This window comes from Tabrizicola flagellatus (assembly GCF_046295235.1).
GTDB lineage: Bacteria > Pseudomonadota > Alphaproteobacteria > Rhodobacterales > Rhodobacteraceae > Tabrizicola > Tabrizicola flagellata_A.
Window position 1 is genome coordinate 1 of record NZ_JBKBLV010000046.1, and the last position, 23,294, is coordinate 23,294.

25 protein-coding genes are annotated in these 23,294 nt (G+C 67.6%); 18 read left to right on the forward strand and 7 right to left on the reverse strand.

Features of this window, described 5'->3' with window-relative positions; all coding sequences use genetic code 11:
• From pyrH to lpxB, 12 genes are all read left to right on the forward strand, one after another.
• A partial coding sequence (gene pyrH, locus ACK4IU_RS16300; RefSeq protein WP_409737139.1) for a UMP kinase occupies positions 1–710 on the forward strand: 710 nt, incomplete at its 5' end.
• 236 nt (positions 711–946) lie between these two features.
• Positions 947–1,513: a ribosome recycling factor gene (frr, locus tag ACK4IU_RS16305; RefSeq protein WP_149586808.1), complete on the forward strand. Its 567-nt coding sequence runs from the start codon at positions 947–949 to the stop codon at positions 1,511–1,513.
• Positions 1,514–1,595: 82 nt separating this feature from the next.
• Positions 1,596–2,270: a polyprenyl diphosphate synthase gene (gene uppS / locus ACK4IU_RS16310; protein WP_409737195.1), complete on the forward strand. Its 675-nt coding sequence runs from the start codon at positions 1,596–1,598 to the stop codon at positions 2,268–2,270.
• Positions 2,267–3,076, forward strand: a complete 810-nt coding sequence (locus tag ACK4IU_RS16315) for a phosphatidate cytidylyltransferase (protein ID WP_409737143.1) — start codon at positions 2,267–2,269, stop codon at positions 3,074–3,076. The genes uppS and ACK4IU_RS16315 overlap by 4 nt, the downstream gene beginning before the upstream one ends.
• A gap of 4 nt (positions 3,077–3,080) precedes the next feature.
• Positions 3,081–4,265, forward strand: coding sequence for a 1-deoxy-D-xylulose-5-phosphate reductoisomerase (dxr, locus tag ACK4IU_RS16320; protein ID WP_409737146.1), 1,185 nt, complete (start codon positions 3,081–3,083; stop codon positions 4,263–4,265).
• On the forward strand, positions 4,265–5,593 hold the full coding sequence (gene rseP, locus ACK4IU_RS16325) for an RIP metalloprotease RseP (protein WP_409737149.1): 1,329 nt from the start codon (positions 4,265–4,267) through the stop codon (positions 5,591–5,593). The genes dxr and rseP overlap by 1 nt, the downstream gene beginning before the upstream one ends.
• Positions 5,594–5,761: 168 nt before the next feature.
• A complete protein-coding gene (gene bamA / locus ACK4IU_RS16330; protein WP_409737151.1) occupies positions 5,762–8,101 on the forward strand; it encodes an outer membrane protein assembly factor BamA in 2,340 nt (779 codons plus the stop codon).
• A gap of 35 nt (positions 8,102–8,136) precedes the next feature.
• Entirely contained in the window at positions 8,137–8,700 is a 564-nt protein-coding gene (locus ACK4IU_RS16335; protein ID WP_409737153.1) for an OmpH family outer membrane protein, read from the forward strand.
• A 98-nt stretch (positions 8,701–8,798) separates the two neighbouring features.
• Positions 8,799–9,260 carry a 3-hydroxyacyl-ACP dehydratase FabZ gene (gene fabZ / locus ACK4IU_RS16340; RefSeq protein WP_409737155.1) on the forward strand — a complete coding sequence of 154 codons (462 nt, stop codon included), beginning with the start codon at positions 8,799–8,801 and terminating at the stop codon, positions 9,258–9,260.
• Between the two features lie 8 nt (positions 9,261–9,268).
• Positions 9,269–10,075 carry an acyl-ACP--UDP-N-acetylglucosamine O-acyltransferase gene (gene lpxA, locus ACK4IU_RS16345; RefSeq protein ID WP_409737158.1) on the forward strand — a complete coding sequence of 269 codons (807 nt, stop codon included), beginning with the start codon at positions 9,269–9,271 and terminating at the stop codon, positions 10,073–10,075.
• Positions 10,076–10,078: 3 nt separating this feature from the next.
• Entirely contained in the window at positions 10,079–10,882 is an 804-nt protein-coding gene (locus ACK4IU_RS16350; RefSeq protein ID WP_409737161.1) for an LpxI family protein, read from the forward strand.
• A gap of 91 nt (positions 10,883–10,973) precedes the next feature.
• Positions 10,974–12,092 carry a lipid-A-disaccharide synthase gene (gene lpxB, locus ACK4IU_RS16355; RefSeq protein ID WP_409737163.1) on the forward strand — a complete coding sequence of 373 codons (1,119 nt, stop codon included), beginning with the start codon at positions 10,974–10,976 and terminating at the stop codon, positions 12,090–12,092.
• Here lpxB and ACK4IU_RS16360 read toward each other — a convergent pair.
• Positions 12,052–12,546: a DUF2059 domain-containing protein gene (locus ACK4IU_RS16360; RefSeq protein ID WP_409737166.1), complete on the reverse strand. Its 495-nt coding sequence runs from the start codon at positions 12,544–12,546 to the stop codon at positions 12,052–12,054. The two genes, lpxB and ACK4IU_RS16360, sit on opposite strands and share 41 nt — an antisense overlap.
• A 4-nt stretch (positions 12,547–12,550) precedes the next feature.
• On the reverse strand, positions 12,551–13,687 hold the full coding sequence (gene mnmA / locus ACK4IU_RS16365; RefSeq protein WP_409737169.1) for a tRNA 2-thiouridine(34) synthase MnmA: 1,137 nt from the start codon (positions 13,685–13,687) through the stop codon (positions 12,551–12,553).
• A gap of 123 nt (positions 13,688–13,810) precedes the next feature.
• Here mnmA and ACK4IU_RS16370 point away from each other — a divergent pair, with 123 nt between their 5' ends.
• From ACK4IU_RS16370 to ACK4IU_RS16390, 5 genes are all read left to right on the forward strand, one after another.
• Complete coding sequence (locus tag ACK4IU_RS16370) at positions 13,811–14,089, forward strand: DUF1153 domain-containing protein (protein WP_149586817.1); 279 nt, start codon at positions 13,811–13,813, stop codon at positions 14,087–14,089.
• Between the two features lie 96 nt (positions 14,090–14,185).
• Positions 14,186–14,896, forward strand: coding sequence for a response regulator transcription factor CtrA (gene ctrA, locus ACK4IU_RS16375; RefSeq protein ID WP_149586818.1), 711 nt, complete (start codon positions 14,186–14,188; stop codon positions 14,894–14,896).
• A 71-nt stretch (positions 14,897–14,967) separates the two neighbouring features.
• Entirely contained in the window at positions 14,968–17,085 is a 2,118-nt protein-coding gene (gene ligA / locus ACK4IU_RS16380) for an NAD-dependent DNA ligase LigA (protein WP_409737173.1), read from the forward strand.
• On the forward strand, positions 17,082–19,166 hold the full coding sequence (gene recG, locus ACK4IU_RS16385; protein WP_409737177.1) for an ATP-dependent DNA helicase RecG: 2,085 nt from the start codon (positions 17,082–17,084) through the stop codon (positions 19,164–19,166). Before ligA ends, recG begins: the two co-directional genes overlap by 4 nt.
• 100 nt (positions 19,167–19,266) lie before the next feature.
• Positions 19,267–19,389, forward strand: a complete 123-nt coding sequence (locus tag ACK4IU_RS16390) for a hypothetical protein (protein WP_409737180.1) — start codon at positions 19,267–19,269, stop codon at positions 19,387–19,389.
• Between the two features lie 126 nt (positions 19,390–19,515).
• On the opposite strand, the gene ACK4IU_RS16395 is transcribed toward ACK4IU_RS16390, so the two are convergent.
• The gene (locus ACK4IU_RS16395) at positions 19,516–19,959 is read right to left on the reverse strand and encodes an iron-sulfur cluster assembly scaffold protein (protein WP_409737183.1); all 444 of its coding nucleotides are present in this window, start codon (positions 19,957–19,959) and stop codon (positions 19,516–19,518) included.
• 61 nt (positions 19,960–20,020) lie between these two features.
• Between ACK4IU_RS16395 and hisI the strand changes: the two genes are divergently transcribed.
• Positions 20,021–20,392 carry a phosphoribosyl-AMP cyclohydrolase gene (gene hisI / locus ACK4IU_RS16400; RefSeq protein WP_409737185.1) on the forward strand — a complete coding sequence of 124 codons (372 nt, stop codon included), beginning with the start codon at positions 20,021–20,023 and terminating at the stop codon, positions 20,390–20,392.
• 35 nt (positions 20,393–20,427) lie between these two features.
• Here the strand turns inward: hisI and gluQRS are convergent, their stop codons facing one another.
• From gluQRS to ACK4IU_RS16420, 4 genes are all read right to left on the reverse strand, one after another.
• Complete coding sequence (gluQRS, locus tag ACK4IU_RS16405; RefSeq protein WP_409737187.1) at positions 20,428–21,276, reverse strand: tRNA glutamyl-Q(34) synthetase GluQRS; 849 nt, start codon at positions 21,274–21,276, stop codon at positions 20,428–20,430.
• On the reverse strand, positions 21,264–22,592 hold the full coding sequence (trmFO, locus tag ACK4IU_RS16410) for a methylenetetrahydrofolate--tRNA-(uracil(54)-C(5))-methyltransferase (FADH(2)-oxidizing) TrmFO (RefSeq protein ID WP_409737189.1): 1,329 nt from the start codon (positions 22,590–22,592) through the stop codon (positions 21,264–21,266). The genes gluQRS and trmFO overlap by 13 nt, the downstream gene beginning before the upstream one ends.
• A 72-nt stretch (positions 22,593–22,664) precedes the next feature.
• Positions 22,665–22,976: a hypothetical protein gene (locus ACK4IU_RS16415; RefSeq protein ID WP_409737191.1), complete on the reverse strand. Its 312-nt coding sequence runs from the start codon at positions 22,974–22,976 to the stop codon at positions 22,665–22,667.
• A partial coding sequence (locus ACK4IU_RS16420; RefSeq protein ID WP_409737193.1) for a DNA gyrase C-terminal beta-propeller domain-containing protein occupies positions 22,966–23,294 on the reverse strand: 329 nt, incomplete at its 5' end. The genes ACK4IU_RS16415 and ACK4IU_RS16420, both read right to left, overlap by 11 nt.

Sequence of the window (23,294 nt, forward strand, 5' to 3'; positions counted from 1 at the left end):
CCACCAGATACAGCCGCGTCATGCTGAAGATTTCCGGCGAGGCGCTGATGGGGGACCAGGGCTATGGCCTGCATCCGCCGACCGTGGCGCGCATCGCCGAAGAGGTGAAATCGGTCCGCGACCTCGGCGTCGAGATCTGCATGGTGATCGGCGGCGGCAACATCTTCCGCGGCCTGCAGGGCAGCGCGCAGGGGATGGAGCGGACGACGGCAGACTACATGGGCATGCTGGCGACGGTGATGAACGCCTTGGCCATGCAGTCGGCGCTGGAGGCGATCGGGATCTTCACCCGCGTCATCAGCGCGATTCCGATGGACCAGGTCTGCGAGCCCTACATCCGTCGCCGCGCGGTGCGGCACCTGGAGAAGAAGCGGGTCTGCATCTTCGCCGCCGGCACCGGGAACCCCTATTTCACCACCGACACGGCGGCGACGCTGCGGGCCTCTGAGATGGCCTGTCAGGCGATCTTCAAGGGAACGAAGGTTGACGGGGTCTATGACAAGGACCCCAAGAAACATGCCGATGCGAAACGCTATGAGCATGTGACCTACGACGAGGTGCTGGAAAAGCATCTGGGCGTGATGGACGCGACCGCGATCGCGCTTGCGCGCGACAATGCGCTGCCGATCATCGTCTTCAGCCTGGACGAGCCCGGCGGGTTCCGGGGAATCCTGGCGGGGCAGGGGACCTATACCCGGGTCGAGGGCTAACCCCTTGCGGACGCTGTGTTAATCCGGCGGGTTAACGGAAGGTTTAGCGTCTGGCATCCGTCTGGCATGTGTCGGCTTTGCGTCGGGCACGGGGCGGGCGGGGCAGGCGTTCACCAAGGTTCGCGACTCGCCGGGTGGGCGGCCGGGCGCTTGGGCCTATACCCGGCCCGCGCGGCTCTGCTATAGAGCGCCAGATCGCGGGTGGGGCAGCCCGCAGGGAAGTGAAGGAGCAGCCGATGGCTCATGAAGAGATCGAGATCGACACCGACGACCTCCAGCGCCGGATGGACGGCGCGATGGCGGCGCTGAAGACGGAATTCGCCTCGCTGAGAACCGGCCGCGCTTCGGCCTCGATCGTCGAGCCGATTCAGGTGGAGGCCTATGGCCAGATGACGCCGATCAACCAGTTGGGCACGGTGAACGTGCCAGAGCCGCGGATGGTGGTCATCAACGTCTGGGACAAGGCGATGGTCGGCAAGGTGGAGAAGGCGATCCGCGAATCTGGCATCGGCATCAACCCGGTCACTGACGGACCGCTGATCCGCCTGCCCATTCCCGAGCTGAACGAGGAGCGTCGCCGCGAATTGACCAAAGTTGCCGCGCAATATGCCGAGCAGGCCAAGGTCGCGATTCGCAACGTGCGGCGCGACGGGATGGACCAGATCAAGAAGGCGAAGGCGCAGGGCATGAGCGAGGACGACCAGAAATTCTGGGCCGACACGGTGCAGGAGCTGACGGACAAGGCGATCGCTGCCGTGGACAAGGCGCTGGAAGCCAAGCAGGCGGAGATCATGCAGGTCTGACCTGCGGGCGGAGGGGCGGCGAGTGTCGAAGGACTTGCAGGTGGAGGCCGCGACGCGGCCAGTCAACCATCTGGCGATCATCATGGACGGCAACGGCCGCTGGGCCACCAACCGGGGCTGGGCGCGGCTGGTCGGCCACCGCAAGGGCGCCGAGCGGGTGCGCGAGATCGTCAAGGCTGCCCCCGACCTGGGGATCAGGTGGCTGACGCTCTATGCCTTTTCCACCGAGAACTGGAAGCGGTCCACCGAGGAAGTCCTGGGCCTGATGGCGATCTTCGCCCGCTATATCGAGCGCGAGGCCGACCGGCTGGCGCAGGCCGGCGTCAGGATGCGCTTCATCGGCGACCGGAGCCGGCTGGACCCCAAGCTGCAACGCATGATGGCCGGGATCGAGGCGCGGACGGCGGGGCTGGACCGGCTGAACCTGACGGTGGCGATCAACTACGGCGGGCGGGACGAGATCGTCCGCGCGGTGAAGAAGGTGGCCGAGGCCGCGGCGGCGGGGCTTCTGGACCCCCGGCACCTGACCGAGGCGGCCTTCGGCGAAAGGCTCGATACCGGGGGGCTGCCCGACCCGGACCTGGTGATCCGCACCAGCGGCGAGACGCGGACCTCGAATTTCCTGCCCTGGCAGGCGGCCTATGCCGAATACGAGTTCACCGAGACGCTCTGGCCGGATTTCGGGCCGGAGGAGTTGGCCGCGATCGTGGCGCGCTTTTCCAACCGGCAGCGGCGCTTTGGCGGGGTGATCCGGTGAGCGATCCGGGGCCGGCGCCTGCCGGCAGATGGGCGGACCTGCGCACGCGCATCCTGTCGGCCACTGTCATGCTGGCGGTGGGTGCGGTCGAGATCTGGCTGGGCGGCACGGCCTTTGCCGCGCTGGTCATCGGGTTGACGGCGGTGATGGTCTGGGAACTGGCGACGATGACGGCGCCGGGGGGGCGGAAGGCTCCGGTCACCATCGCCGTGACGGCGGGGGCGGCGCTGATGCTGGCCATGGTGCTGCGCAGCGACATCGCGGTCCTGTTTCTGATGGTGCCGACGCTGGTCCTGATCCTGACCCCGCGCCGCGACCGGCGGCTGTCGGGCGCCTATGCGCTGGCGATCATGCTGGCGGGCTACGGGCTGGTCGAGTTGCGTCAGACCGGGGGCGACCGGGCTATCCTGTGGCTGGTGGCGGTGGTGATCGTCTCGGACGTGCTTGGGTATTTCGTCGGTCGGCTGGCAGGCGGGCCGAAGTTCTGGCCGGCGCTGAGCCCGAAGAAGACCTGGTCGGGCACGGTGGCGGGCTGGATCGGCGCGGCGCTGGTGGGGCTCGTCTTTGTCCTGGCGGTGGGCACGAGCTGGCTGATCGTGCCGGTCTCGGCGCTGGTGGCCCTGGCCGGGCAGATGGGCGACATCGCCGAAAGCTGGGTCAAGCGGCGGGCCGGCGTAAAGGATGCCTCGGACCTTATCCCCGGCCATGGCGGCGTGCTGGACCGGTTCGACGCGCTGATCGGGGCGGTGGTCTTCGTACTGCTTCTGGGCCTCTTCGCGCCGGTCACGCGCCTGTTCGGTGGGTGAGGCGATGCGCAGCATCTCGATCTTTGGTGCCACGGGGTCGATCGGCGAGCAGACCGTCGATCTTCTGCTGCGCGCGGGGGGAGCCCGGACGCATCGCGTGGTGGCGCTGACCGGGGGACGGAACCTGGCACGGCTGGCCGAGATGGCGCGCCTGTTGCGGGCCGAGATCGCGGTCTGCGCCGATCCGCGAGACTTGCGGGAGCTTCGTGAGCGGCTGGCCGGTTCGGGTGTCGAGGCGGCGGCGGGGCCGGAGGCGTTGCTCGAGGCCGCCGACCGCCCGGCAGACTGGGTGATGAGCGCGATCGTCGGCGCGGCAGGGCTGGCGCCGGGGTTCCGCGCCCTGCGGCACGGGGGCACGCTGGCGCTGGCCAACAAGGAAAGCCTGGTGACGGCCGGGCCGTTGCTCATGGCCGAGGCCGCGCGGCAGCGGGCGCGGATCCTGCCGGTGGACAGCGAGCATTCGGCGATCTTCCAGGCGCTGGTCGGCGAGGACATCGCGGCGGTGGAGCGGATCATCCTGACCGCCTCGGGCGGCGCCCTGCGCGACTGGCCGATCGAGCGTCTGGCCGCGGCAACCGTGGCCGAGGCGCTGGCACATCCGAACTGGACGATGGGGCTCAGGATCACGATCGATTCGGCGTCCATGTTCAACAAGGCACTGGAAGTCATTGAAACCAGAGAATTCTTCGGTGTCGCCCCAGACCAGATCGAGGTCATCATCCACCCCGAGAGCCTGATCCATTCCATGGTCGGCTACCGCGACGGGGCGATCATGGCGCATATGGGGGCGCCGGACATGCGCCATTCCATCGGCTATGCGCTGAACTGGCCCGAGCGGGCGGCCTTGCCGGTCGCGCGGCTGGACCTGGCCCGGATCGGCCAGCTGACCTTCCGCGCGCCGGACCTTCAGCGCTATCCCGCGCTGCGGTTGGCCCGTGAGGTCATGGCGCGGCGCGGACTGGCAGGGGCGGCCTTCAACGCGGCCAAGGAGGTGGCGCTCGACCATTTCCTGGCCGGCGGGATCGGATTCATGGACATGGGCTGCGTGGTCGAGGCGACGCTCGAGGTGCTGGACCCCGAGCTTGGCCGCGAAAACGACAGAATGACCCTTGAGGATGTGCAGGCCGTGGACCATCTGGCACGGCAAAGGGCGGGCGAGGTCGCGCGCCGGCAGGCAGGAGAGCGGTGATGGAAGCGATTGTGGCGGCGCTTGGCGGCACGGCCTGGACGGTGGTGTTCTTCGTGATCGCGCTGTCGGTGATCGTCTTCGTGCACGAATACGGCCACTACATCGTCGGCCGCTGGTCGGGGATCCATTCCGAGGTCTTCTCCATCGGCTTCGGCCCGGTCCTGTTCAGCCGCACCGACCGGCGTGGCACGAAGTGGCAGGTCGCGGCGATCCCCTTCGGCGGCTATGTGAAGTTCCTCGGCGATGTGGATGCGTCCTCGGTGCGGTCGGCCGATGTCTCGGGGCTGTCGGCCGAGGAGCGGCGGCATACGATGGCGGGCGCGCCGCTCTGGGCGCGGGCGGCCACGGTGGCGGCGGGGCCGGTCTTCAACTTCATACTGACCTTCGTGCTTCTTGCGGGGCTGGCGCTGGCGGTGGGCGTTCCGCGCGAGGAACCGACGGTGGGCGCGCTGCGGGCCTTTCCGTACGAGGGTCCGTCGCTGGTCGAGGGCGACGTGATCCTGGCGGTGGACGGCCAGCCGACGCCGGACTGGGCGACCTTCAACCAGGTGGTGGACACCGTGCAGGACCGGACCGTGCTGACCTACCGGGTGCGCCGGGGGGGCGAGGAACTGGACGTTGCAGGCCCCAATCCGCGCGCGCCCGTGGTGGGCGAGGTGCAGATCCGGTCCGCCGCGATGGACGCGGGCCTTCGCGAGGGCGACGTGATCCTGAAGGCGGACGGCAAGGATGTCCGCTTCTTCGCCGAACTGCCCGAGATCGTGGCGGCGGGGAAGGGCGCGCCGGTGGCGCTTACCGTCTGGCGCGACGGCCAGACCTTCGATCTGTCGCTGACCCCGCGCATCCGCACGGTGGACGACGGCAGCGGCGGCTTCACGGAACGCTACCTGCTGGGACTCTACTCCGGCATGTTCTTCGAGCCCGCTGTGCGCAGCGTGGGCCCCTGGGAGGCGGTGACGGGCGCGGCGCAAAGCATGTGGCTGATGACGACGACGACCTTCTCGGGCCTGTGGCACATGATCCAGGGCGCGATCAGCAGCTGCAATCTGTCGGGCGCGATCGGCATGGCCGAGACCGCGGGCGATGCCGCGCGCAACGGGGCGGAGAGCTTCGTCGGCATGCTGGCGATCCTGTCGCTGGGCGTGGGCATCCTGAACCTGTTCCCGATCCCGGTTCTGGACGGCGGCCACCTGGTGTTCCACGCCTACGAGGCGGTGACGCGGCACAAGCCCTCGGAGCGGGCGCTGCGGGTGCTGATGACGGTGGGGCTGACGCTGGTGCTGTCGATCATGCTGTTCGGGCTGAGCCGCGACCTTCTCTGCCACTGACCGCACCGATGCGCCGGGCGCCCCCGACGACAGGGCGCTGCGGTGCCATTGCCCTTCTACCACAACATCTTGCAAAGTTATCCACAGGGACCGCAGGCTTTTGACAAAGCTTCGCTTTCCCGCTAGTCAATCCGGAAACAAGAAATTCGGCGAGGATGCAAAATGCGGATGACCCAACGCGCGGCCCTGGGGCAGCCTGCCCGGGCAAGGTCCAGGGCTCGTCTGCTGGCCACGGCTGTTTTCTTCGGTGCCGCAACGGCTTCGCAGCCGTTTCTCCAGCCGGCCTTCGCGCAGGTCTATTCCTTTTCGAACGTGACCATCGAGGGCAATGAGCGTGTCGATGCCGCAACCATCCTGAATTATGCCGGAATCAGGCGCGGGCAGGAGGTTTCTGCCGGTGCCCTGAACGATGCCTATCAGCGCATCCTGAACTCGAATCTGTTCGAGACGGTCGAACTGGTTCCCCAAGGGTCGACCCTGGTGATCCGGGTCAAGGAATACCCGATCGTCAACGTCATCTCGATCGAGGGCAACAAGCGGCTGAAGGACGAAAAGCTGGCCGAGCTGATCAAGTCGCAGCCGCGCCGGGTCTATTCTCCCGCTCAGGCCGAGGCGGACGCCGCGGCCATCGCCGAGGCCTACCGCGTCGGCGGGCGTCTTGCCGCCACCGTCACGGCCAAGATCATCCGCCGCAGCGACAACCGAGTCGATCTGGTGTTCGAGATCACCGAGGGCCGCGTGGTCGAGAACGAGCGGATCACCTTTGTCGGCAACAAGGCCTTTTCCGACCGCCGTCTGCGGCAGGTGCTGGAGACGAAGCAGGCAGGCCTTCTGCGCAACCTGATCCAGCGCGACACCTTTGTCGCCGAGCGGCTGGATCTGGACCGCAAGATGCTGACCGACTTCTACCAGTCGCGCGGCTACATCGACTTCCAGGTGGTCGATGCCAGCGCAGAGGTGAGCCGTGAGCGCGATGCGACCTTCGTCACCTTCACCGTTCGCGAGGGGCTGTCCTACAAGATCGGCAAGATCTCGACCGTGTCGGAGGTCGAAGGCCTGGACGCGGCCGAGTTCGAGGCGGCGCAGAAGATCCGGACCGGCCAGACCTACAGCCCGCTCTTGATCGACAACAACATCACCCGGATGGAGACGCTGGCCCTCAAGAAGGGACTGAACTTCATCCGCGTCGAGCCGCGCATCACCCGCGACAACCGCAATCAGGCGGTCGACATCGAGTTCGCCATCGTCCGCGGCGAGCGCATCTTCGTCGAGCGCATCGACATCGAGGGCAACACGACGACGCTGGACCAGGTGATCCGCCGCCAGTTCCGCACCAGCGAGGGCGACCCCTTCAACCCGCGCGAGATCCGCCAGGCCGCGGAACGGATCCGCGCGCTTGGGTTCTTTTCCGACGCTCAGGTCAACGCCGACCAGGGCTCGGCACCGGACCAGGTCGTGGTGAAGGTCGGCGTCGAGGAACAGCCGACCGGGTCGCTCAGCTTTGGTGTCACATACTCGGTGGCCAACGGCACGGGTTTCAACATCGGTTTCTCCGAGTCGAACTTCCTCGGCCGCGGACAGCGGCTGGCGCTGGCCATCTCGACGGCTTCGTCCAACCAGAATTCCAGCTTCAGCTTCACCGAGCCGGCCTTCCTCGGCCGCGACCTGAGCTTCTCGCTCGGGGCTTTCTACAGGACCTCGGAATCCGACTACTCGGCCTATGACACCCGCAACATCGGCCTCAACGCCGGGATCGGCTTCCCGGTAGGAGATCAGTCGCGGCTGGACCTGCGCTTCGGAGTGGCCGAAGACCGGCTTTACAACTACACCGGAAACTCGCCCATCATCATCGCCGAGGCGGCCGAGGACGCCAAGCGGACGATGTTCGTGGGGTATGGATACGAATTCGACAACCGGATCACCGGCCTGAACCCGAAAGGTGGGGTTCTGCTGCGGTTCGGGCAGGACTTCGCAGGGCTGGCCGGGGACAACAAGTATATCAAGACCACGGCACTCGCGCTGGCCGAGACCAAGGTTCTGAACGAGGAAGTGACCGTGCGTGCCATCTTCGAGGGCGGCGTGATCACCTCGCTGGGCGGCAATGTCACGCGGGTGACCGATCGCTTCTTTGGCAACAGCAAGATCCGCGGCTTCGAGCCGAACGGGATTGGCCCGCGCGATCTGGGCGCGGCCAATCAGGATGCGCTTGGCGGCAACATGTTCGCGGTGGCGCGTTTCGAGGCAGACTTCCCGCTGGGCCTGCCCGAGGAATACGGCATCACTGGCGGCGCCTTCTTCGACGTCGGTTCGGTCTGGAGCCTCGACAACACGTCGGGGTTCGGCGGCACCGAGGTGGACGATGGATTCAATCCGCGCGCCACGATTGGTGTGTCGCTGTTCTGGACCACACCGATCGGGCCCTTGCGGTTCAACTTCAGCAAGGCTGTCGTGAAGGAAGACTACGACAAGGAACAAAGCTTCGACTTCACGATCCAGACCAAGTTCTGACCATGGCAGGGTGGCGCGGAAGAAGGCGCGCCGGGGTGCAGGCCTTGATCGTGGCGGGCGCTGTTGCGCTAGTGCCGCCAGTGGAGGCGCAGGAAACGGAGGCGCAGCAGACGGCGCCAGCCCCGGCCTTGCGCGGCATGCCTCTTTTGCTGCTGGATCAGGACCGGCTTTTTCTGGAGTCTGATTTCGGCAAGGCGACCTTAGCGCGCGAGCGCGCCGAGACCGCCGCGCTGGAACAGGAAAACCGGCGCATCGAGGCTGATCTTGTCGCCGAGGAACAGGCGCTGACCGAGGTGCGAGCGACGCTGACACCGGAGGAGTTTGCCGCGCGGGCCGGGGCCTTCGATGCAAAGGTCGAACGGATCCGGGATGAGCAGGATGCCAAGGCCCGGCGCCTGAACGAGCGCCGCGATGCCGACCGCAAGGCCTTCATGGAGGTGGTCGTGCCGGTATTGGGAGCAATTCTGGGAGACCGGGGTGCGACGGCGATCCTGGACAAGAACATGGTCATCCTGTCCCTGTCGGCGGTGGATGTGACCGATGAGGCCATCGCCCGAGTCAATGCCGCCCTCGCCACTCCGCCGGCACCGGCCCCCTGATCCGGCCTCGGACCTCTGCGACAACTTGTGCCATCCTGCGCGACTTGCTAGCTAGACCGCAACTGCGTGCGGGCTTTTGCGGACGAAAGGGTGCCAGGATGGATGGAACTGCCGTGACACATGCCGATCTGGACCTGATCCAGCGGATCATTCCGCACCGCTATCCGTTTCTCCTGATCGACAAGGTGCGCGACATCGTGCTGAACGACAGCTGCGTCGGCATCAAGTGCGTCACCCTGAACGAGCCGCAGTTCCAGGGTCATTTCCCCGGCATGCCGATCTTTCCCGGCGTGATGATCATCGAGGCGATGGCGCAGACCTCGGGCGTGCTGGTCGGCCTGTCGATGGACCTGGTGGACAAGAACGCCAAGGTGTTCTTCATGGGCGTGGACGGGGTCAAGTTCCGGCGCAAGGTGGTGCCGGGCGACGTGCTGGAACTGCATGTGAAGGCGCTGCGCGGGGGCGGCCGGGTCTGGAAGTTCGAGGGCCGCGCCATGGTCGAGGGCGAGCTGGCCTGCGAGGCCACCTTCATGGCGATGTTCGACGTGGCGAAGGCCTGAGCCGGGGCATGGGCATTCATCCCTCCGCCCAGGTTCATCCTTCGGCCGTCGTCGAGCCCGGCGCGCAGATCGGCGAGGGCTGCGTGATCGGCCCGTTCTCGATCGTCGGGCCCGAGGTGGTGCTGGGCGCCCGCGTGGTGCTGAAGTCGCATGCCGTGGTCACGGGCTGGACCGAGATCGGCGCGGACACGGTGATCTTTCCCTTCGCCACCGTGGGCGAGGTGCCGCAGGACCTGAAATACCAGGGCGAGCGCACGCGGCTGATCGTCGGCGCGCGGTGCCGGATCCGCGAGGGCGCGACGCTGAACACCGGGACGGAGGGCGGCGGCGGGGTGACACGGGTCGGCGACGACGTGCTGATCATGACCGGCGCCCATGTCGGCCATGACGCGCAGATCGGCAACCGGGTGATCCTGGTGAACAACGTGGCCATTGCCGGTCATGTCGTGCTGGGCGATGACGTGATCGTGGGCGGCCTGTCGGGCGTGCACCAATGGGTGCGCGTCGGCCAGGGCGCGATCATCGGGGCGGTGACGATGGTCACCAATGACGTGATCCCCTATGGCCTGGTGCAGGCGCCGCGGGGCGAGCTGGACGGGCTGAACCTCGTGGGCCTGAAGCGGCGCGGCGTGGACCGGGCGGGGATCACCGCGCTGCGGGCGGCCTATCAGACGCTGGCGCAGGAGGATGGCAGCTTCCTCGACCGGGCGCGGAAGCTGGCCGAGGAAAACGACAATCCCCTGGTGCGCGAGATCGCCGATTTCATCCTGTCGAAGTCCGACCGCAGCTTCCTGACCCCCAAGGGCGGGCGCTAGCGCATGCGTGCCGCCATCATCGCCGGGCAGGGGCGGCTGCCGGCCGAACTGGCGGCGGCGATGGCCGAGCCGCCGCTTGTGGCGGCGCTGGACGGGTTCTCGCCCGACGGGATCACGGTGGACCTGACCTTCCGCGTCGAGCGGCTGGTGCCTTTCCTGCGTGCTCTGGAGCGGGACGGGGTGGACCGGGTGATCTTCGCCGGCGCCGTGACACGGCCAAGACTTGACCCGGGCCTGTTCGACGAGGCGACGGCCGCGCTGGTGCCACGCCTGATGCAGGCGATGGCCGCAGGGGACGACGCGACGCTGCGGGTGGTGATCGAGCTGTTCGAGGAGTTCGGCTTTGCGGTCGCGGGGGTCGAAGATGTGGCTCCGGCCCTTCTGCCGGGCGCGGGCGTGCTGGCCGGAACGGTCGGCCCCCGGGAAGAGGCCGACGCGGCGCGGGCAGCGGCGATCGTCGCCGCCCTGGGCGAGGTGGATGTGGGGCAGGGCGCGGTGGTGGCGCAAGGGTTGTGTCTCGGGGTCGAGGCGTTGCCGGGGACGGATGCGCTTCTGGCCCAGGTGGCGGGTATCGGGGCCTTGCGCCCCGACCCTGCGCGGGGGCGCGGGGTGTTCTACAAGGCGGCGAAGCCCGGGCAGGACCGCAGGATCGACCTGCCGACGCTGGGCCCAGAAACCCTGCGTGGCGCGGCGGCGGCGGGGCTGGGCGGGGTGGCCTTCGAGGCCGGATCGGTGATCTGCCTCGACCTGCCGGAGATGCGCCGGTTGGCCGGCGATCTGGGCCTTTTCCTCTGGGCGCGCGCATGATCCGGGGCGGGCTCATCGCTTGGCTTGCGCCGCGCTCTTCGCCGGGCGCAACGCAGCGAAGAGCGGTCGTCGACCTGCGATGAGCCGCCCGATGAAGCTGTTCCTGATCGCGGGCGAGCCTTCGGGCGACCGGCTGGGCGCGGCGCTGATGGCGGGGCTGAAGGCGCTGGCGCCAGTCCGGTTCGCGGGGGTCGGCGGGCCGCTGATGCAGGCCGAAGGCATGGCCAGCCTCTTCCCGATGGAGGAGCTTTCGGTCATGGGCATCGCCGAGGTGCTGCCGAAGTACCTGCACCTCAAGCGCCGGATCCGCGAGACGGCCGAGGCGGTGCTGGCCTCGGGCGCCGAGGCGCTCGTGACCATCGATTCCCCCGATTTCTGCCTGCGCGTCGCAGCCCTGGTCAAGGCACGGCGAATGGGGCTCCGCACCATCCATTATGTCGCGCCCTCGGTCTGGGCCTGGCGGCCGGGGCGGGCGACGAAGATGGCGCGGGTGATCGACCATGTGCTGGCGCTTCTGCCCTTCGAGCCGCCCTACATGACCGCCGCCGGCATGACCTGCGACTTCGTGGGCCATCCGGTGGTGGCCGAACCGCTGGCCACGGAGGCCGAACGCGCCGCCTTCGCCGGGCCGGGCCCACTCCTCCTGGCGCTGCCGGGATCGCGGCGGGGCGAGGTCATACGGCTGGCCCCGGTCTTTGGCGCGGTGGTCGGGCGGCTGAAGGCGCGCCACCCGGACCTGCGCGTGGCGCTGCCCACGGTGCGCGGCGTGGCGGGGCTGGTGCGCCAGCTGACGGCGGACTGGCCGGTGGCACCGCAGATCATCGAGGATCCCGGACCGAAGCGGGGGGCCTTCGGCGCCGCCGATGTGGCGCTGGCCGCTTCGGGCACCGTCTCGCTGGAATTGGCGGCCAACGGCTGCCCGATGGTCATCGCCTATGACATGCACCCGCTGACACTGTGGCTCATGCGCCGCGCGGCGCTGGTCGATACGGTGACGCTGGTCAACCTGGTCAGCGAGACCCGCGCGGTGCCCGAGTTCATCGGGCCGGACTGCCGCGCCGAGCGGATCGCCCCGGCGCTGGAGGCGGTGCTGGCCGAGCCCGGTGCGCAGAAGGCGGCCATGGCGCTGACCATGGAGCGGCTGGGCCGGGGCGGAGAGCCGCCCGGTCTCAGGGCTGCGCGGTCGGTGCTGGCGGCGCTTCGCCGTTGACGATCGCCAGGACCTGCGGAATCAGCCCGTCCATCTTCTCGTTGATGAGCTTCATCATCCCCGGCTGCTGCGCCGCGGTCAGCTGGGGCAGCTTGGCCATCACCGACCGCCCCTCGGGCGTGGCGTAGAAGTCGCGCAGCGCCGTGATCTCTGCCATGGTGAACATGTCGGCCATGATCCCGGCCTGGTCGCGCATCAGCCGGGTCATCGGTTCGGTGAAGGTGTCGAGATAAAGCTGGCGGATCTTGCCGATCTGATCCTCGTCGATCGTCTGCCCCCCGGCCGCGACCTGCTGCAGGATCGGCTGATACATCGTCTCGATCAGCGCATTCATGTCGAAGCCTTGCAGCGCAAGCTCGACATATTCGGCGGCGACAACCTCGCGCTCCTCGCGGGTTTCGGCAAGGGCAGGCAGGGGCAGCGCAAGAAGCGCCGCAAGGAACAGGGGTTTCAAAGGGTCATCCTTTCCAGATCCAGCCGCCGCCGAAGATCCGGCTGCCTTCGGGGGCATAGAAGACGCAGGCCTGCCCGGCGCTGACGCCGTCCTCGGGGGCGAGGAGTTCCACCTCGGCCGTGGTCGGGCCGGTGGGGCGGATCACCGCCTCGGCCGGCGGGCGGGTGGAGCGGACCTTGACCTTCAGCTGCCACTCGGGCCGGCTATCGAAGGGGGCATCGCCCAGCCAGTTGATCTCGCGCACCGGGATGATCCGCGTGGACAGCGCCGCCTTGGGGCCGACGATCACGCGGCGGGTTTCCGGGTCGAGCTGCACGACATAGAGCGGCTCGCCGAGGCCGCCGATGCCGAGGCCCTTGCGCTGGCCCACGGTGTAATGGATCACGCCGCGATGCTGGCCGAGCGTGTTGCCGTCGAGGTCCACGATCTCGCCCGGATCGGCGGCACCGGGGCGCAGCTTCTCGATCACGGCGGCATAGTTGCCGTTCGGCACGAAGCAGATGTCCTGGCTGTCGGGCTTGTCGGCCACGGGCAGCCCGTATTTCGCCGCCAGCGCCCGGGTTTCGGCCTTGGAGGCCAGGTGGCCGAGCGGAAAGCGCAGGTAGGACAGCTGTTCCGGCGTGGTCGAGAACAGGAAATAGCTCTGGTCGCGCGCGGGGTCGGCGGCCTGGTGGAGCTCCGGCCCGGTCGGCCCGAGCTTCCGCTGGATGTAGTGGCCGGTTGCCATGCAATCGGCCTCAAGGTCCTTGGCGGTGGCCAGCAGGTCCTTGAACTTCACCCGTTCGTTGCAGCGGATGCAGGGAACCGGGGTGGCGCCGGAAAGATAGGCGTCGGCGAATTCCTCGATCACCGCCTCGCGGAAGGTGTTCTCGTAGTCGAGAACGTAATGCGGAAAGCCCATTTTCTCCGCCACCCGCCGCGCGTCGTGGATGTCGCGGCCCGCGCAGCAGGCCCCCTTTTTCGCGAGCGCCGCGCCATGGTCGTAAAGCTGGAGCGTGACGCCCACCACGTCGTAGCCTTCCTCGGCCAGCATGGCCGCCACCACGCTGGAATCGACCCCGCCCGACATGGCGACGACGACCCGCGTCTCGGACGGAGGTTTGGGCAGGGCGAGGGAGTTGAGCGCCAGGTCGCGCGGCATGGGATTGTCCGGGGTCAGGGAGTGATGGGGAATATATGAAAATGCTGTGCAGTCTCAATCCCCAGTTTCAGCATTGATTAAGCCTGTTGGGGCATCCTCTCCCGAAACGGAGAGGGATCGGCGATGTTTCTCAAGCGTATCGATGGACCCAGACAGGTCACGCTGCCGGACGGCAGCTTCCTTACGCGGGCGGACCTGCCGCCGGTGGACACCCGGCGCTGGGTGGCCAGTCGCAAGGCGGTGGTGGTCAAGGCGGTGGTCTATGGCCTGATTTCCGAGAAGGAGGCGCTGGAGCGCTATGCGCTGTCCGAGGAAGAGTTCGCCCTGTGGCGCACGGCCGCGCTGAAGCATGGCGAGGACGGGCTGAAGGTCACGTCGATCCGGAAATACAGACAACTTTAAGTGGATTCAATTTCTCCCTCTGGCATAGTAACCGACGGTTAACCATTTGCCGGCAAGGTCGTTAACGAAGACCCACCTGAGCGGAGTTATTGGATCATGCGTATTCTGCTTGTCGAGGATGACCCCACGACCTCGCGCAGCATCGAGCTGATGCTGACCCATGCCAACCTGAACGTCTACTGCACCGACATGGGCGAGGACGGAATCGACCTGGCGAAACTCTACGACTACGACCTGATCCTGCTGGACCTGAACCTGCCGGACATGAGCGGGCACGAGGTGCTGCGCCAGGTGCGCCAGGCCAAGGTCGAAACGCCGATCCTGATCCTGTCGGGCGCGGATGATACCGAAAACAAGCTCAAGGGTTTCGGTTTCGGCGCCGACGACTATCTGACAAAACCCTTCCACCGCGAGGAACTGGTCGCCCGCATCCATGCCATCATCCGCCGCTCGAAGGGCCACAGCCAGTCGGTCATCAGGACCGGGCGGATCTCGGTGAACCTCGACGCAAAGACCGTGGATGTCGACGGCAAGGCGGTGCATCTGACCGGCAAGGAATACCAGATGCTGGAGCTACTTTCCCTGCGCAAGGGGACGACGCTGACCAAGGAGATGTTCCTCAACCATCTCTATGGCGGGATGGACGAGCCGGAATTGAAGATCATCGATGTCTTCATCTGCAAGCTGCGCAAGAAACTGGCCGAGGCCACGGGTGGCGACAACTACATCGAGACCGTCTGGGGCCGTGGCTATGTCCTGCGCGACCCGGCTGCCGGTGCCGGGGTCAGGCTGGCGGCAAGCGCCTGATCTTTACCTCGACCGGCGCCCCGCCTAACCTCCGGTGAGGAGCGTGCGGCGGCGATGGCTCGGGGAGAGGGATGACGGACAAACCGGTCGAGGTGCTGACAGAGGCCGAGGCGCGGGCCGAGCTTGCGCGGCTCGCAGCCGCCCTGGCGGCCGCCAACACCGCCTATCACACCCTGGATGCCCCCGAAATTTCGGATGCCGAGTACGACGCCCTCAAGCGGCGCAATGCCGCGATCGAGGCGCGGTTCCCGGCTCTGAAGCGCCCGGATTCGCCGACGGACCAGGTGGGGGCGACCGTCGCCGAGGGGTTCGGCAAGGTCGCGCATCGGGTGCGGATGCTGTCGCTGGAAAACGCCTTTGCCCCAGAGGAGGTGGCGGAGTTCGACGACCGCGTGCGCAAGTTCCTGGGGCATCGCGGCGCGCTCGACTATACGGCGGAGCCCAAGATCGACGGGTTGTCCCTGTCCTTGCGCTACGAGGACGGGGTGCTGGTGCAGGCGGCGACGCGGGGGGATGGCGAGGTCGGCGAGAATGTCACCGAGAACGCGCGCACCATCGCGGACATCCCGCAGCGCCTGACCGGCGCCCCCGTAGTGCTGGAAGTGCGCGGCGAGGTCTACATGTCGCATGCCGATTTCGCGGCGTTGAACGAGCGCCAGTCCGCCACGGGCGACCGGACCTTCGCCAACCCGCGCAATGCCGCCGCGGGGTCGCTGCGCCAGCTGGATGCCTCGATCACCGCCAGTCGGCCGCTTCGGTTCTTCGCCTATGCCTGGGGCGAGGTTTCGGCCCCCTTGTCCACGACGCAGCTTGGCGCAATCGCCCGTCTCAACGCACTGGGATTCCAGACCAATCCGTTGACAGTGCTTTGCGACGGACCCGAGGCGATGCTTGCGCATTACCGCCGGATCGAAGCGCAGCGGGCCACGCTGGGCTATGACATCGACGGCGTCGTCTACAAGGTGAACGATCTTGCCCTGCAACAGCGGCTGGGCTTCCGCTCGTCGACCCCCCGCTGGGCGATCGCGCACAAGTTCCCGGCCGAACTGGCCTGGACCGAGCTTCTCGGCATCGACATCCAGGTCGGTCGGACCGGCGCGCTGTCTCCCGTGGCCCGGCTGCGGCCGGTGACGGTGGGGGGCGTCGTCGTCTCGAATGCCACGCTGCACAACGAGGATTACATCGCCGGTCGCGACAGCCGCGGCCAGCCGATCCGGGGCGGAAAGGACATCCGCATAGGGGACTGGGTGCAGGTCTATCGCGCCGGCGATGTGATCCCGAAGGTCGCAGACGTGGATCTTTCGCGCCGCAAGAGTGACGCGCAACCCTTTGTTTTTCCGGACGTATGCCCGGAGTGTGGCAGCCCGGCGCACCGCGAGCCGGGCGATTCGGTGCGCCGGTGCACCGGAGGGCTGATCTGTCCGGCGCAGGCTGTGGAGCGGTTGAAGCATTTCGTCAGCCGCAACGCCTTCGATATCGAGGGCCTCGGCGCGAAACAGATCGAGATGTTCTTCAACGATCCCATCCTGCCGGTCCGAAGTCCGGCCGACATCTTCACCCTGGCCGAAAGAGACGCTGCCAACCCCCTGCAGAAACTGCGCAACCGCGACGGGTTCGGAGAAGTCTCCGCCGCCAAGCTGTTCGCGGCGATCGAGGCGCGGCGCCGGATCCCGCTGGACCGCCTGATCTTTGCCCTTGGCATCCGGCATATCGGAGAAACCTCGTCCGGCCTTCTGGCCCGCCACTTCGGCACCTGGGAGGCCTTCTTACAGGCCGTCGATGCCGCGCGCGACTGTTCGGGGCCGGATTGGGAGGCGTTGACGGCGATCGACGGGATCGGCGAGGTCAGCGCGAAGGCGCTGGTGGATGCCCTTCATCCCGACAGTGCCGAACGCGCCGAGGTGAACCGGCTGGTCGGCATGTTGACCGTCCTGCCCGTTGCTGCCGCCACCACCGACAGTCCGGTTGCCGGCAAGACCGTGGTCTTCACCGGGACGCTGGAACGGATGACCCGCGCCGAGGCCAAAGCCCGGGCCGAGGCGCTGGGAGCCAAAGTCGCCGGCAGCGTCAGCGCCAAGACCGATCTCGTGGTGGCCGGCCCCGGGGCGGGTTCCAAGGCGAAGGATGCCGAACGGCTGGGCATCGAGATCATCGACGAGGACGCCTGGCTGCGGCTGATCGGGGGATGAGCCGGCCAGAGATCCTGTTTCCGCTGTTCGCGGAGATCGAGACGCTGCCCGGCGTCGGGCCGAAGGCGGCCAGGGCCTTCGAGGCCCTGGGCGTGACGCGACCGAAGGACCTGCTCTACCTCTTGCCCCATTCCGGGGTGGACCGGGCGCTGCGGTCCTCGGTGCGCGATGTCAGGCCGCCGGCAACCCTGACGGTCGAGGTCGAGATCGGCCAGCACGTCCCGCCACGACGGAAAGGTGGGCCCTATCGGGTGCATGTCCGCGACGCGAAGGTCGAGTTCCTGATCGTCTATTTCCACGCCAGGGCCGAGGCGCTGGCCCGGCTCTTGCCGACCGGGCAAAGGCGGCTGGTTTCGGGGAAGGTGGAGCTTTTCGACGGCGTGGCGCAGATGGTGCATCCCGACCATGTGCTGCGGGTCGAGGAGGCCGCCGAGATCCCGGCCTACGAGCCGGTCTATCCGCTGAGCGCCGGCCTGTCGCAACGGGTGGTGGCAAAGGCGGTGGCGGCGGCGCTGACCCGGGTGCCGGATGTCGGGGAATGGATCGACCCCGGCCTGAAGGCGCGCGAGGGCTGGCCCGGCTGGGCCGAGGCGCTCTCGGCAGCGCATGGTCCGGCGGATGCGGCGGGGCTTGCCTTCACCCATCCTGCCCGGCAGCGGCTGGCATATGACGAGCTTTTCGCCCACCAGCTGACCTTGGCGATCGCTCGGAGCACTCTGCGGAAGTCCAAGGGCCTGGCAACCGAAGGCGATGGAAGTCTGCGCTACAAGGTATTGCAAAGCCTTCCCTATCAGCCGACCGGCGCCCAGGTTCGCGCGGTGCGCGAAATCGCCGCCGACATGGCGCAACCCCTGCGGATGAACCGGCTGTTGCAGGGCGACGTGGGGGCCGGGAAGACCCTGGTCGCGTTCCTGGCGCTGCTGATCGCGGTCGAGGCCGGCGGGCAGGGCGTGATGATGGCCCCCACGGAAATCCTGGCGCGGCAGCATTTCGAGGGGCTGGCGCCGCTGGCCCGGGCGGCCGGCGTGCGGCTGGAGCTGCTGACCGGCCGGGACCGGGGGGCGGAACGGGCGATGAAGCTGGAGGACCTGGCGGCGGGGCGTATTCCGATCCTCGTCGGAACCCATGCGGTCTTTCAGAAGGATGTGGAATTCAAGGACTTGCGGCTGGCGGTGGTGGATGAACAGCACCGCTTCGGGGTTGCGCAGCGGATGGAGCTTGGCGCCAAGGGCGCGGCGGTGGATGTGCTGGTGATGACCGCCACGCCCATCCCGCGGAGCCTGGCCCTTGCGACCCATGGCGACATGGATGTCTCGGTCCTGGACGAAAAGCCGGCGGGCCGGAAGCCGGTCCGCACCGCGATGGTCTCGGCTGCGCGGCTGGACGAGGTGGTGGAGCACCTGCGCAAGGCCGTGGCCGAGGGGCGGCAGGCCTATTGGGTCTGCCCGTTGGTCGAGGAATCCGAGGTGGTGGACTATGCCAGCGCCGAGGAGCGGTTCCGCAGCCTGCGCGCCGCCCTGGGCGACCGGGTCGGCCTGGTGCATGGCCAGATGCCGCCGGCCGAGAAGGACGCGGCAATGGCGCGGTTCGTGGCCGGCGAGACCTCGGTCCTGGTGGCGACGACGGTGATCGAGGTCGGCGTCAACGTGCCGAACGCGACGATCATGGTGATCGAGCAGGCGGAAAGCTTCGGCCTGGCGCAGCTGCACCAGTTGCGCGGACGGGTCGGGCGGGGCGAGGGGGCTTCGACCTGCCTGCTGCTCTATCAGCCGCCGCTGAACGAGACCGGGCGGCGCCGCCTGACCACGATCCGCGACACCGAGGACGGCTTCCGCATCGCCGAGGAGGACCTGGCGATGCGAGGGGCGGGCGACCTGATCGGCACCGCGCAATCCGGCCTGCCGCGCTTTCGCGTGGCGGACCTTGAACGCCAGGCGGGGCTGATGGCGCTGGCCCAGTCGGATGCGCGGAAGCTTTTGCTGGACGATCCAAGCCTTTCCGGTCCCAGGGGCAAGGCTGCGCGGGTGCTCCTCTGGCTGATGGACCAGGACCGTGCGCTGCGGCTGATGAGCGTGGGCTGACTCGGGGCAGGTTCCGATTTGTTCACGACTGTTCTTAAAAAGTTCTTTACACGGCGTCGCCGGTGTGAGAACAATGCAGCAACAGATCATGGAGGATGCGATGAAAGACACCATGAAGGCCCTGCTGAGCCATACCCCGAAAGGTGCGATGGAGGACTTGGTCGGTGTTGCTTCGCTGTTCGTGATTCTTTTTGCCGTGCTGTCGATGCCCGGCCTGCACTGAGGTTTCTGCCCCGCGCTCTGTCCCCCAATGTGACGGTCCGCCTTGCCTGGCCCGCCGTCAATCCAGACGCGCCACTGCCGCCGCCATCCCTTTGGATGCGCGGCGGTTTTTTCATGCCGCGGCCCGCTAGGCTGCGGCCTGCGCGGCCTCCATCGCTTCGCAGACGGCTTCCAGGGCCAAGAGGATCGAGGCGTGCCGGTTCTTGTAGTCGCGGGCTGGAAGCAGGACCTCATAGCCCTGGAAGGGTGCCGATGGCACAGGGCCGCCATCCTTCAGCATGGCGCGCAACGCATCTCTTGCGGCTTGCAGTTCGGGCAGGCTGCGGCCAAGGACGACCTGACCCAGCACCGCGGCCGAAGCCTGACCCAGCGCGCAGGCCTTCACGTCCTGGGCGAATTCGGCCACCTTGCCGTCCTTCACCACCACATCCGCCGTGACGGTCGAGCCGCAGAGGGGCGAGCGGCGCCGGGCCGTGCCTTGCGGGGCGGGCAGCCGGCCCAGATGCGGGATATCGGCGGCGAGCCCCAGGATGCGGGCGGAGTAGAGCTTGATGAGGTCGCTGTCGCTCATGGAAATCCCCTGGCTGACCCCGTATGTAGACCCGGCAAACCCGCCTGCCAAGGAGAAGCCGATGCCCTTCGATCCGGCCACACTAAAGTATGATGCCGCGGGGCTGGTGCCTTGCGTGGCGCAGGACGCGGTGTCGGGCGAGGTGCTGATGGTCGCCTGGATGAACGCCGCCGCGGTGGCGCGGACGCTGGAGACGGGGAAGGTCACCTACTGGTCGCGCTCGCGGGGGACGTTCTGGGTGAAGGGCGAGACCTCGGGGCACCATCAGCGGCTGGTCGAGCTGCGGGTGGATTGCGACCGGGATTGCCTGCTGGCGCTGGTCGAACAGGAGGGGCCGGCCTGCCACACCAACCGGCGGTCGTGTTTCTATACGGCGGTCCGGGACGGGGAAGAGGTCGAGATCATGGTTCCTGTCCACAGTGGACAAAACTGATCTGTCCTTTCCAATCAAAGGCTTGATCGCGGACGTTAGGGATTTGGCAATCCGACCATCCGGCGGATGTTGGCGGGCGTTGCACCCTCGGCCCGGTATCTGGAGATCGCGCGGGCATCGTCGCGTTTGGCGAGCCGCTTGCCAGCTTCGTCCCGGATCAGGCGGTGGTGGTGGTAGATCGGTGTCGGCAGGCCGAATAGATGTTGCAGGATCACCTGGACGGGCGTGAAGTCGAACAGATCCTCGCCCCGGATGACATGGGTGATGCCCTGGTCGGCATCGTCGAAGGCGGATGCGAGAAAATAGGCCACGATGCCCTCGCCCTTCCGCGACAGGACCACGTCGCCGATCTCGGCCAGCGCGCGGCCGGGGTCGATGCGGTGCCGCCCGGCATGGGCGGGGCCGGTTTCGGTGAAGGCGAGGTCGGCGCCCGAAAGCCGGTCGAGCGCGGCGGCGAGGTTCAGCCGCAGGGCGTCGCCCGGACGGCGGTCGGACATCGGGCGGTGGCGGCAGGTGCCGGGATAGACGGCGAAGGCCACACCTTCCTGCGGGGCGGCAAGGGCCGCCCGGATGTCGGCGCGGGTGCAGGAGCAGGGATAGAGAAGTCCTGTATCGGCAAGGGCTTCGAGGCGGAAGTTGTAGTTCTCGATCCGCGTGGACTGGCGCAGGATCGGGCCGTCCCAGGCTAGGCCGAGCCAGCGGAGATCCTCCTGGATCAGGGCGTCCCACTCCGGGCGGCAGCGGTCGGGGTCGGTATCCTCCATCCGCAACAGGAACTGGCCGCCCTCGGCGCGGGCCATGTCATGGGCGAGGATCGCAGAATAGGCGTGGCCAAGATGCAGCGGGCCGGTCGGGCTTGGCGCGAAGCGGGTTACGAAAGCCATTCCATGAACGCCTGTTTCGCCCGATCCGTATAGGCCTTGTAGCGGTCGTGGCGGCCCCGGCGGCCGCCCCTTGCCTCGATGGGGGGAAAGAGTCCGAAGTTGACGTTCATCGGCTGGAAGGTCTTCGCATCGGCCCCGCCGGTGATGTGGGTGACCAGCGCACCCATCGCGGTTTCGGGCGGGGGCGGCGGAAGATCGCGCCCGAGATGTTCGTGCGCGGCCATGCGGCCCGCCAGGAGGCCCATGGCAGCGGATTCGACATAGCCCTCGACCCCGGTGATCTGCCCGGCAAAGCGTATATACGGGCGCGACTTCAGCCGCATCTGCGCGTCCAAGAGCGTGGGCGAGTTGATGAAGGTGTTGCGGTGGATGCCGCCGAGACGGGCGAAGCTGGCATTCTCCAGTCCCGGAATCATCCGGAAAACAGCGGTTTGCGCGCCGTATTTCATCTTGGTCTGGAAGCCGACGATGTTGTGCAGCGTGCCGAGCTTGTTGTCGCGGCGCAGCTGGACCACGGCATAAGGCTTTTCATCCGGACGATGCGCGTTGGTCAGGCCCACGGGCTTCATCGGGCCGTGGCGCAAGGTGTCGCGGCCGCGTTCGGCCATGACCTCGATGGGCAGGCAGCCATCGAAATAGCCTGCGGTCTCGCCCTCGTGAAATTCGGTCTTTTCGGCGGCGAGGAGGGCGTCGATGAAGGCTTCGTACTGGTCGCGGTTCATCGGGCAGTTGATGTAGGCGCGTCGCTCGTCCTCGGTCTCGCCCTTGTCGTAGCGGCTTTGCAGCCAGGCGACGGACATGTCGATTGACTCTGTATATACGATCGGAGCGATCGCATCGAAGAAGGCCAGCGCCTCGGTCCCCGTCGCGGCGCGGATGCTTTCGGCGAGGGCCGGACTGGTCAGGGGACCGGTGGCGATGATCCATCGGCCGGATGAGGGAAGTTCGACAACTTCTTCATATGACGTGGAAATCAGCGGATGCGATTTCAGCTTTCCGGTCACGGCGCGGGCGAAAGGCTCGCGGTCCACGGCCAGGGCACCCCCGGCAGGAAGGCGGTGCCGCTGCGCCATCTCCATCACCAGGCTGCCTGCCTGGCGCATCTCCCAGTGGATCAGGCCGACGGCGTTGCGTTCGTGGTCGTCCGAGCGGAATGAATTGGAGCACACCATCTCGGCAAAATCGCCGGTGCGGTGCGCGAAGGTGCCGACGTGGGGGCGCATCTCGTGGATCACCACCGGGACGCCGAGGTTCGCGGCGGCCCAGGCGGCCTCGGACCCGGCCATGCCGCCACCGATGATGTGCAGGGGTTCCATGCGGGCGGATGTAGCTGTGCGGGGCAGGCGTTGCAAGCAGGGGCGCTGCCCCTCTGGGCCCTTCGGGCCCATTCACCCCGGGATATTTGGAAACGGAAGAAGGGCCTGGCGCTGGGAGCGGACGAAACCGGCGGGATCGTCGGTCGGGCGGCCGAGAGCAGCGGCCTTGAGGAAGAAGCCGGGGGCGGGGAGGTGGTCGGGCGAGAGGCGCTGGCGGAGGAGGGCCGCGCGGAAGGGACGGCCCGCGGCGGCGTCTTCTTCCATCAGCGTTTCAAGCCGCGCAGTAAGTTCGGCCATGCGCAGGCCGAACTCGCGGGCAAGTTCGCCGTAGGTGATGGTCTGCCCCGCGGCGGCCAGCGCCGCGAGGCGGTCCTCAAGCGTCATCGCCCTGGTCGGCGACGCGGGCGACCGAGACGACTTCCTCGTCCGCGGCGATGGAGAAGACCTTGACCCCGCCCGCGCTGCGCGAGCGGAAGCTGATCTGGTCCACCGGGACCCGGATCGACTGGCCGGTGGAGGTGGCCAGCATGATCTGGTCGGAAAGCTCTACCGGGAAGGAGGCGATGATGCGGCCGCCGCGGGGCCCGGGGCTGATGGCCTTCACGCCCATGCCGCCGCGGCCGCGCACCGGGTAGTCGTGGCTGGAGGACAGTTTGCCCGAACCGCCCTTGGTGACGGTGAGGATCAGGTCCTCGGCCGCCG